The 7,335-nt window shown below is 35.4% G+C and carries 9 protein-coding genes; 5 read left to right on the top strand and 4 right to left on the bottom strand.

Annotated features, from left to right (window positions below; all coding sequences use genetic code 11):
* Positions 1–284: 284 nt before the first annotated feature.
* Genes BLS24_RS10125 through BLS24_RS10105 form a run of 5 tightly spaced genes read left to right on the top strand, consistent with a single transcriptional unit; the run spans position 285 to position 5,338 of the window.
* Positions 285–644 carry a hypothetical protein gene (locus tag BLS24_RS10125; RefSeq protein WP_091758679.1) on the top strand — a complete coding sequence of 120 codons (360 nt, stop codon included), beginning with the start codon at positions 285–287 and terminating at the stop codon, positions 642–644.
* A gap of 35 nt (positions 645–679) precedes the next feature.
* Positions 680–1,876, top strand: coding sequence for a WG repeat-containing protein (locus tag BLS24_RS10120; RefSeq protein WP_091758677.1), 1,197 nt, complete (start codon positions 680–682; stop codon positions 1,874–1,876).
* Between the two features lie 48 nt (positions 1,877–1,924).
* The gene (locus tag BLS24_RS10115) at positions 1,925–3,676 is read left to right on the top strand and encodes a hypothetical protein (protein ID WP_091758675.1); all 1,752 of its coding nucleotides are present in this window, start codon (positions 1,925–1,927) and stop codon (positions 3,674–3,676) included.
* Between the two features lie 24 nt (positions 3,677–3,700).
* A complete protein-coding gene (locus BLS24_RS10110; protein WP_091758673.1) occupies positions 3,701–4,669 on the top strand; it encodes a hypothetical protein in 969 nt (322 codons plus the stop codon).
* Positions 4,670–4,690: 21 nt separating this feature from the next.
* Positions 4,691–5,338 (top strand): hypothetical protein, encoded by a 648-nt coding sequence (locus BLS24_RS10105; protein WP_091758670.1) that lies wholly within the window; start codon positions 4,691–4,693, stop codon positions 5,336–5,338.
* Positions 5,339–5,409: 71 nt separating this feature from the next.
* Here BLS24_RS10105 and BLS24_RS10100 read toward each other — a convergent pair whose 3' ends face one another.
* The 4 genes from BLS24_RS10100 to BLS24_RS10085 form a co-directional block, all read right to left on the bottom strand.
* Positions 5,410–5,772, bottom strand: a complete 363-nt coding sequence (locus tag BLS24_RS10100) for a response regulator (RefSeq protein ID WP_022764589.1) — start codon at positions 5,770–5,772, stop codon at positions 5,410–5,412.
* Between the two features lie 159 nt (positions 5,773–5,931).
* Positions 5,932–6,315 (bottom strand): hypothetical protein, encoded by a 384-nt coding sequence (locus tag BLS24_RS10095; RefSeq protein ID WP_091758668.1) that lies wholly within the window; start codon positions 6,313–6,315, stop codon positions 5,932–5,934.
* Positions 6,308–6,847: a hypothetical protein gene (locus BLS24_RS10090; RefSeq protein ID WP_091758666.1), complete on the bottom strand. Its 540-nt coding sequence runs from the start codon at positions 6,845–6,847 to the stop codon at positions 6,308–6,310. Before BLS24_RS10090 ends, BLS24_RS10095 begins: the two co-directional genes overlap by 8 nt.
* Positions 6,847–7,335, bottom strand: coding sequence for a DUF4860 domain-containing protein (locus BLS24_RS10085; RefSeq protein ID WP_091758664.1), 489 nt, complete (start codon positions 7,333–7,335; stop codon positions 6,847–6,849). Before BLS24_RS10085 ends, BLS24_RS10090 begins: the two co-directional genes overlap by 1 nt.

Here is a 7,335-nt window from a genome sequence, read left to right as displayed (position 1 = left end):
CTCCAGAATTAAATATTTTCAGTAATAAAAAACATTCTTCCGGAGGAGGGCGAACTCTCAGCAGTAAAGAGTTGTGAAGAAATACAGAAAATGTTAATCTTTTCATAGGCGGAAGTAGTGGTTTTGTTTTGGTGTGGTAACTTAAACAATACTCCTTTTAGGAGACACTATCTACCGCCTTTCTTAAAAGTAAAAACGCCGCGCCACAGCCTTGGCAGGCCGTCGCGCAGCGACTTAGTTCTATTGAAAATAAGTCTGTCTATTTTATTTATGAAGATGCTTTTTTGACATACTTTAGTAAACCTTGCGAACATTATGGAAATCAGTATCTGAATGAAATAAGCACTAATAAAGAAACAATGAGTTTTTTGAAAATAAATTGCTCATCTATGGTAAATGAACTTGAAAAACAGGAGATAAAATTTGATGTGCCAAATCTTATTTTGTCAGCATCTAATACTAAAAGCCCTGATTTTCATGTATACAGCGTACTTTCGCAATTTACTGATCTAGAAAATGTAATAGTTGATTATAGAGTAGCTGATTATGATATAGCTCAAATAGCAGGATATATTCATAAATATGCGCCTAATGTACATATTTATGAAAAGAATAAAGATCATTTGGAAGAGTATATTCCCTAAAAAACACTAATTGTGGGGAATTCAGTGTAGATAATATGAGAAAAAATAAAGTAACAATAGTATTAGTTGGGATAATAGCAATATTGGCTATTTCATTAGCAGTGACATTTGCTGTCACTCGGTCGAATTCTAAAAAAAGACAAAGCGGCTATTATTACATTGATCTTGATGGAAATGTAGTTAGTGGTGCATTTGATAAAGAATCTAGGCCGGGGATATATGGTGAGTGCTATTTTGATGAACATGGAATAGCTAAAATCTCGAAAAAGAACGGTGAAAACACTACTTTTGATGATGAGATTTACTTTATTGATACAAATTTTAAAGTGATTGGAAATCGGATATTTACATATGGAAATGTTTTAGAGTGGGAATATGACAATCAGGTTTATTTTCTTTGTAGAGAAGGAAATGATTTTCAGATTCTTGATTCAAATATGAACCTAGTATCTTCAATTGAAGACTATTTTTTTGATGATTCGAAACTTATTGCGTGTGTGAGTCACAGGCTTGCAAAGGGATTGATTCCAATATGTTCTAAAGAATCAAATTATGAAAAGATGGGGTACATTGATATAAATTGCAATTATGCTATTGAGCCCAAGTTTTGTTATTGTATAGAGTTTTCTGATGATGACTTAGCCATAGTACGTGCAGAAAGCGGGAAGAAAGGAGTAATAGATAAAACAGGGAAATATGTAATAGAACCTATATATTTTGATATTACTAGTTTTAGTCAAGGAGTTGCTATGGCGCAAGAAACAGAAAATGGAGGAGCGAGGCTTATTGATAAAACTGGAAAGCTGGTTTCTGAAGAAACATTTTTATTTGATGGGCTATATGATAGCAGTGATAAATTGTTCAATGAAAAATATACATATGCTGTAGGATACGAAATTAGAGAAATGGGTTTTATTGATAAAGCTGGTAAATTTGCTATCAAGCTAGATAAAAGGGAAGGAAGCTTTTCTGGAGGCTATGCTGATGTAGAAGATGAGAATGGAAAATATGGATTTATTGACGAGAATGGAAATTTGGCTATTCCATGTCAATATGACGATTTGATCGGATTTACAGATGATGGAATTGCTCCTGTGAAAGTTGGTGATTTATGGGGCTACATTCGAACAGATAATACCTGGTTCCTTGAGCCACAGTTTGATGAAGCATACACGTTCAGAAATGGATATGCGTATGTATGGCTAAATGAGGATCAGCAAATAAAAAAGTGATGGACTTCAAGTATACTATCGATAAACGCTAAAAATGGAGAGAAGAAAATGGGGAACAGTTCTGAGGTAGAAGTAAGTAGAAACGAAGAAGTATCTATGGCGGATTCAACAGTTGAGCTTTATTTGGATAAGACTGTGCTGGATTTAACAATCGAGGAATATGAAACATTAAAAGGAACTCTTCTTGATTGGGCAGATCAAATAGGTGCTAATATTGAAAAGGTTCAGGATGCTTCAAGTGGAGAAGCAAGTTATGCCATCGCAAAACAAGGTGGCGCATATCTGGATGAGGATTTTACAGAGCTACTGACCAAAACGGATGTGGCTCTTAATACTATGAATCTGACGTCGTTTAGAGCTCATAGTCTCTTACTTAGATGTGAGAATTTCTACGAAATACTTCAAGGCGAAAGCGAATATATGGGAGATTATTGTGCTGGTGCAGGTGCCGCTCTTCTTAGCGGAGGACTAGGAGGAATGGAAAATGCTATTCCCAAGACTCCGATGACATCAGAACTCTACTTGGATACTACATTTTATGGAGATGGTGGAGGAGTGTTAAGTACTACCACAGATGATGCAGTACTTCAGTTTACAAATATAGCCAGCTTGAAGAATACAGTGGAAAGTTATCTGTCATCACTTGAGGTCGGACAAATTGATGTTTCAGCAGAATGTGAAGCTATTCAGGATGACTGTGACAAAAAAGAGAGACTTGATACACTATATGATTCATTCGTTAATTATGTTCTGGGGGTTAATGCACTTAACACATCAGCAACTGACAGCTATGGAGATATAGCACAGCAAAGATATATGTTTGATTTTACGAGATCATACAAATATCCAGACTATAAAGGTAAGAAGAAAAATACAGTTCTACAGAGAGCTCTTAGAGCAGAACTTCATGAGATGGGGGTTACAGATGAACATATCGATAGTGTCGTGTTAAGAAGTAATGTGTCATTGGCTGATATGGCGGCAGAAGAAGAGATTATTTTGGCAAAGGAAAAAACATCGAATTCGCATCATGTTGGATTAAAGGCGTACATCCCACAGCGAATCTCTAACGAAGAATTAGTTGGTTATTTTCAATACTTAAGAGGATATAGATATGATGGACCGTTTCCTGGAAATATAGATCTTTCTTCAGATATTTTTGCAACAATTACTAGTCCTGAAATAATAAATAACCATTATGTTAATAATATGAGCGAACTTACTAATGTTTATAATCAGTGGCAATATATAGAAAATCAGTCTGAATGGGAAAAAGTGGCATATGGAACAGAATTTAGTAATATGGCTTTTTCTGGATGTGAAATTATTGCTGTTGCTAATGCACTTACCAGTATGGGAGACAGTTTGGATACTGCAGGGATGGCAGGACTAATAAAGCATTTTGAAGAAGATGGAATATGTTTTAATGGAAATATTGGTACATCACCAGTCGCATTATATGATTATTTTGTTGATAACGGTTATACTGCAGAGTATACATTATCTACAAGAGATTATGACGCAGATGCAATAGGGAATATATACGATACTATTGTAGTTACTGCCTATAATAATGAAGATGATATAACTGATCAGATTCATACTGTATGCATTACCAAAGACATTAGCGGCAATTTTGTCATACATAATACTGGATTGGTTACACAAAATGGAAAATATGTGTCAAGCAATGGAATAAATACGGGGAAAGATGCATATTCATCACTGAGTCAAGCAATAGCAGATATTTCACATGATGAGAATTCTGCTAGCATAATGATTATTGGAGTAACAAAATAAGAATGTGAATCAGGGAGGGAATTTATGAATACAGTTAAAAAGTGCTTAGTGGTATTTTTTTTATCTATGATACTGATTGGATGTTCATCATCAAATAAAGCTGCAATCAGTGAAGATGTAGTAGTGTATTTGGAACAGTTTGGACCTAATAACGATTCGGATACCTATTATTGTTATACCAAAAGCAAAGATGGACAGCCAAATAGAAGTTTATGTTTGTATGATATTGAACAGCAAAAGGAAGAAGTTATCTTTGAGGTTGAGGATTCCAGCATAGACGAAATATATTATTACGATTTGCAGGATGAGATTGTAAGAATACTGGTAGGGCGTTTGGACAAAGATCTTCATGAAGAGGTGGATTTGGAGTATCAGTACAATACTGCATCCAAAGAGATTGCTCAAATAGATTATGATGAAAACTCCTTAGCTATGGATACGAAGACAACATATGCTTCTGTAACGGTGGATGCAGGGAAAAAGGTACTTTTTAAGAAAACTATTGGGGAATCAACCTATTACTATAGTGTTGATGGAGGACAGAACTATTTACCGATAGAAGGGCTAGATGATAAGGCTTATTCCGAGTCCGGAATATATGATAATAGCCTTATATATTTAGATGGAAAAATATATGGAGTTATTACTGCAGTTTATGGAACTGGCCATGGACCTTTAGGAATTGTTCCTTTGCAGAATTGCCTTACATCCCAAATTAAGGAAGAAAAACTATTTGTTTTTGATCCAAAGAGCGAAACAGCAGATATTATCTACAAAAACTCAACTGGTAGTAGCAGAATAATTGGATACTGTGATGGATGGCTATATACGTTCAATGGAACTGAAATCATTAGAACAGAAAGTAATACTAAGAAAAAAGAAGCTGTAGCACAATTAAATATTTCAGGAGATAGTAAGTTTTCTTGGTGCGGAAATAAATTGATAGTTTTTGACAGTGAAAAAGAACAGGTTGTTTGCGTGGCTGATAGATAAAAATTTGTAGGAGTGTTGTTTATGAAAAAGAATCAACCATTAGCTATTTATACTATAGTAGCTACTATAGGTATATTTATTAGATTATGCAATTATAATGTACCTTATGCGAATTGGACACTAGTATATGTTTTGATATATTTAATATTGGCAGTGCTTGCATATATAAGTGCAGAATATGTGAAAAAAACTCACAAAGATATTAAAGAAAAATCAGAGAATATTGGTGTTAAGATGGAAGCGGATGAATATCTGCCCAAATCAGCCAAAGCTTTAAGCTTCTTGACATTGACTAATATTATAAATGCTCTAGCATTGCTTTGGGGAATGCAAGCTTTTCCATATATGTTTTCTGTACCTGGCTTTATTTTATTAGTGATACAGCAGGTGTTTGACATTGTGGCAATTACTTATATAGAAATGTTTGTAAATGAAAATTATGATGTTAAGAGCGCTTTCTTTATGTGGATACTAATTACTTTCCAGATACTTTTATCAATGATTATAGTGCAAAATATATTATGTGAAAAACATGGTGATAATACGAATGATTATTATCTCTATTTAGATGGGGCTCTTTTTATATATTATCTTTATAGATATTATATTGTATCGACTTTGAATGTGAAGAAAATGGAAGCAATAGATGATAAATCCGCAGTAAGCTAATACACGAAAAATACCCCGTTTCCAATAGGAAACGGGGTTTGTAATCTCATTAAAGCTCTGCGAAGAGAAGATCAGCCGATAGCTTTCTTAACAGCTTCGAGAACACGATCAGCCTGGAATGGCTTAACGATGAAATCCTTTGCACCAGCCTGAATAGACTCAATAACCATGGCCTGCTGACCCATAGCAGAACACATGATGCAAACAGCGTTAGGATCTGCTGCTTTGATTCCCTTCAGAGCGCCGATACCATCAAGCTCAGGCATTGTGATATCAAGAGTTACAAGGTCGGGTTTCAACTCATTATATTTTTCGATTGCAACTTTGCCGTTCTCTGCTTCGCCTGCAATTTCATAGCCATTCTTTGAAAGAATGTCCTTAAGCATCATGCGCATGAAAGCGGCGTCATCAGTAATGAGTATTCTTTTTCCCATATTGAACCTCCAATAAGAAATTTTAGTTGCTAAGAAAATGAAGTTTTCTTTTTTTTCAAAATTATATATATAGTTCAGTACATAATCTATTGTACCACAACATTTATGCTGTGGGCGTTAAAACGTTATGCAAATAATAAAAATTTGATAAAGTTTTGATTATTTTTGTTGAACGGGAAGAGAGTAATCATACTCGAAATCCCCATCATTAACGATTTGCCACTGAGTAATGATATAAATTTTGTCGTTGTGAGTTAACGTAATATTAAGTGATTGATTGTCGCTAATTGGTATATTTTTCTTTATTATACCATGTTCTTCTTCATCGTCATAGCCTGAATATACAGAGGCAACAAAAGCGTTGCCCTCATGACAGGCATTGTAGTATATTTTTTGTCTTTCTGCAAGATTATTACTTAAATTGTAATCTGCTTTAGAATTGACCAGGGTCAGTGTTGCAAAGGATATGAGGCTCAAAACGGCAAATATCAGCATGATTGAGGCACTACCAACATGAGCACCGGTGCTTCTTTTCTTACTCATTTGATGCCTCCTTTCTAAGATATATATCCACCTTGTTGTCCAGAATGATGATATCTGAATCTTCTGGTATTTCTGAGATGACTTCTGTAGTGTTCCTGATATCGATTATGGCGATATGTCCAGTCATTGCATTTCCTGAGATTTTTCCTTTGTACTCGGAAACGTCAGCGTAGACGAGCCTTGCGCTATTTTTTTGAGTAGTCAAAAGAACTTCATAAGAAGCCTGTGTAACATCATCGGATACTATTTCCCAGTTCTTATCAAAAAAGAGCATGAGGGTGTTATGAGATACAAATGCTGTAGGATAGAGCTCCGCAATCTTTTTGATGTCACCATTTTGCCCATAGAAGGCTTCGGACATGTTCTGAGACCAAGTAACAGCGTTGTTTAGGTTAACAGTCTTTTCAGCCAAAAGATGAGCAGAAAAGAAGATCCTTACACAGACTGCGGCTGCAAGGGAAAAGAAGAATATCGCTATAATGAGCTCCATGAGAAATAGGCTCGTTTTTGAATTAGTCTGCTTGTTTAACATTAAATGCCTTCACTTCTTCTGGCGATGAACATTGATTCATCCTCGCCGTCTTTTAGGATCAGATCCACAGATAAAAGAGAATCCGATACGTAATCCACATTAAATGAGGTTATCTCAAGGATTTTTTGACCAGATTGTGGATAAATGTCTTTGAGATCTGCTCTTGCGTATAACTCCATAAGATATCCGTCGTAGCTGTAGATATAGGTATTATAAAGAACGCCATCTATCTCATCTTGCAGAACCAGCGCGTGCTGATCAAAAAGGTCTTCCACGTAGACTCTACCCTGATTATCAGCCTGTCTTACCTTTTCTGTAACATAGGCGCAGGCAATACGATGAGAGTAGTTATCTGACATGGCAGATACATTCTTTTTATAGATATTGGCTCCTATAGTGATGACAGCAAGAGCTGACAGCACAAACAGGAACATGAGACACAGGATAAATACTGCGTCTATCACATGACTTTTTTTGCTAAGCTTCAT

Origin of the sequence: Butyrivibrio sp. INlla18 (assembly GCF_900103635.1) — a bacterium.
Taxonomy (GTDB): Bacteria; Bacillota; Clostridia; order Lachnospirales; family Lachnospiraceae; genus Butyrivibrio.
This window is presented reverse-complemented; position numbering and strand designations above follow the sequence as displayed.

Excerpts from the sequence above, each read along its gene's own strand:
- BLS24_RS10115 (WP_091758675.1), top strand. The coding sequence starts at position 1,925 with ATGGGGAACAGTTCTGAGGTAGAAGTAAGTAGAAACGAAGAAGTATCT.
- BLS24_RS10110 (WP_091758673.1), top strand. The coding sequence starts at position 3,701 with ATGAATACAGTTAAAAAGTGCTTAGTGGTATTTTTTTTATCTATGATA.
- BLS24_RS10090 (WP_091758666.1), bottom strand. The coding sequence starts at position 6,847 with ATGTTAAACAAGCAGACTAATTCAAAAACGAGCCTATTTCTCATGGAG.
- BLS24_RS10085 (WP_091758664.1), bottom strand. The coding sequence starts at position 7,335 with ATGAAGCTTAGCAAAAAAAGTCATGTGATAGACGCAGTATTTATCCTG.
- BLS24_RS10120 (WP_091758677.1), top strand. The coding sequence starts at position 680 with ATGAGAAAAAATAAAGTAACAATAGTATTAGTTGGGATAATAGCAATA.
- BLS24_RS10105 (WP_091758670.1), top strand. The coding sequence starts at position 4,691 with ATGAAAAAGAATCAACCATTAGCTATTTATACTATAGTAGCTACTATA.
- BLS24_RS10100 (WP_022764589.1), bottom strand. The coding sequence starts at position 5,772 with ATGGGAAAAAGAATACTCATTACTGATGACGCCGCTTTCATGCGCATG.
- BLS24_RS10095 (WP_091758668.1), bottom strand. The coding sequence starts at position 6,315 with ATGAGTAAGAAAAGAAGCACCGGTGCTCATGTTGGTAGTGCCTCAATC.